This is a genomic window from Rathayibacter sp. AY1D9 (genome assembly GCF_002932395.1).
Lineage (GTDB): Bacteria > Actinomycetota > Actinomycetes > Actinomycetales > Microbacteriaceae > Rathayibacter.
Genome location: NZ_PSVQ01000074.1, coordinates 1 through 2,110 on the forward strand (window position 1 = coordinate 1; position 2,110 = coordinate 2,110).

Consider the following 2,110-nt stretch of genomic DNA (forward strand, 5'->3'; position numbering starts at 1 on the left):
GGTGCCGCGCGACTCCCGACGGGTGGTCGGCGAGCTCGAGGCCGAGCCCCTCGGGGAGCCGCCCCTCGACCCGCGGGCCGACGGCACGGTCCTCCGCGCGCGCCGCCTCCTGCTCGCGACCGGCGTCCGCGACCTGCTGCCGGAGATCCCCGGGCTCGGCGCCCGCTGGGGACGGGACGTCCTGCACTGCCCCTACTGCCACGGCTTCGAGGTGCGCGGCCGGCGGATCGGCGTGCTCGGCAGCTCGTTCGCCGGGCACCAGGCGCAGATGTTCCGGCAGCTCAGCGACCGGACGTCGATCCTGCTCCACGGCGCACCCGCGCCCGCCGGCGACGAGGCGGCGGCGCTGGCCGCCCGCGGGATCGCTCTGGTGCCCGGCCGCGTCGAGAGGGTCCTCGTCGAGGACGACCGCCTGGTCGGCGTGGTGATCGACGGTCGGCGGCACGAGCTCGACGCGCTCGTCGTCGGCCCGCGGGTCGAGGGGCGGCTCCCCGAGGGGCTCGGCCTCGAGCTCGCCGACCACCCGTCGGGAGTCGCGCGGCACCTCGCCGTCGATCCGATGGGCCGGGCCGGCGTCGCCGGAGTCTTCGCCGCGGGCTCGCTGGTCGAGCCGATGGCGCAGGTCGTCGCCTCGTCCGCCGACGGGCTGCGCGTGGGCGCGGCGATCAACCACGACCTGATCGAGGAGGAGATCGCCGCCGCACTGCGGGCCGCCTGACGCGCGCTCAGCGGCGGCGGTACTCCAGCTCCGGGCGGCCGGGGGAGCCGTAGCGGGGCGCGCGGTCCGCCACTCCGGAGTCGGCGAGATGCTCGAGGTAGCGGCGGGCCGTCACCCGCGAGATGTCGAGGCGGGTGGCGAGCTCGGCCGCCGAGAGGCCGACGGGACCCAGCAGCGCGGTGACGGCCTCGAGGGTCTGCGCCGAGAGCCCCTTGGCCAGACCCGGGGCGTTGGAGGTGCGGAGCGCCGCGAAGGCCCCGTCCACCTCGTGCTGGCTGGCGACGTCGGCGCCGTGCATCCGCTCGCGGTACGACCGGTAGCTGGCGAGCTTGGCGGCGAACGCGCTGAAGACGAACGGCTTGATCAGGTACTGCACGATGCCGGCGGCGACGGAGGCGCGCACGTTCGCGGCGTCGCGGACGGCGGTGATCGCGATGACGTCGACGTCCAGGCCCGCCGCCCGGACGGCCCGGCAGAGGTCGAGGCCGCCCATGTCCGGCAGGTTCATGTCGAGCAGGATCAGCGCGATGCCCGGGTCCGCGCGCAGCGCCCGGATCGCCTCCGCCCCGCTGCCGGCGACCGCGGCCACCTCGAAGCCGTCGACCCGCCGGACGTAGTCGGCGTGGGCGCTCGCGGTCAGCGGCTCGTCCTCGACGACGAGCACCCGGATCACGACGCCACCCGCGCGGGCAGCGGCAGCTGCACCGTGAACACGGCGCCGACGTGGCGCGAGACCTCGATCGAGCCGCCGAGCCGCTCCACCACCTGCTGCACCAGCGCCAGGCCGATGCCGCGGCCGAAGCCGTCCGACTCCTTCGTCGAGTAGCCGCGCGCGAAGACGTCGGCGGCGCTCGCGACTCCGGGGCCGCTGTCCGACACCTGCACCACCAGCTCGCCCTCCGCGAGGCCGAGGTAGACCTCCACCCACGGCTCGCGGTCCGGAGCGGAGGAGGCGGCCGCGTCGAGGGCGTTGTCGATCAGGTTGCCCAGCACCGTCACGAGGTCCCCGGGCTCCAGCCCCTGCGTGCCGGGCTCGAGGTGCGTCTCGAAGTGCAGCTCGACGCCGCGCTCGCGGGCCTGTGCGGCCTTGCCCAGCAGCAGGGCGGCGATCACCGGCTCCTGCACGGAGCCGAGGACCCGGTCGGCCAGGCGCTGGCTGAGGTTCAGCTCGCCGGCGGCGAACGCGAGCGCCTCGTCGGGCCGGCCGAGCTCGATCAGCGACGCGATGGTGTGCAGGCGGTTCGAGAACTCGTGGGTCTGCGAGCGCAGCGCGTCCGAGAGGGTGCGCAGCGACTCCAGCTCGCCGCTCACCCGCTGCAGCTCGGTGCGGTCCCGGAGCGTGACGACCGTGCCCAGGGGGCGGGCGCCGGGGGAGGCGGCGAGGATCAGGAC

At 75.9% G+C, this 2,110-nt stretch carries 3 protein-coding genes; 1 reads left to right on the forward strand and 2 read right to left on the reverse strand.

What is annotated here, in order from left to right; all coding sequences use genetic code 11:
- On the forward strand, window positions 1-718 hold a 718-nt coding region (locus C5C50_RS16525), incomplete at its 5' end, for an NAD(P)/FAD-dependent oxidoreductase (protein ID WP_181133963.1).
- Between the two features lie 7 nt (window positions 719-725).
- Here C5C50_RS16525 and C5C50_RS16530 read toward each other — a convergent pair.
- Window positions 726-1,391: a response regulator gene (locus C5C50_RS16530; RefSeq protein ID WP_104223809.1), complete on the reverse strand. Its 666-nt coding sequence runs from the start codon at window positions 1,389-1,391 to the stop codon at window positions 726-728.
- A partial coding sequence (locus C5C50_RS16535; protein ID WP_146085931.1) for a sensor histidine kinase occupies window positions 1,388-2,110 on the reverse strand: 723 nt, incomplete at its 5' end. The genes C5C50_RS16530 and C5C50_RS16535, both read right to left, overlap by 4 nt.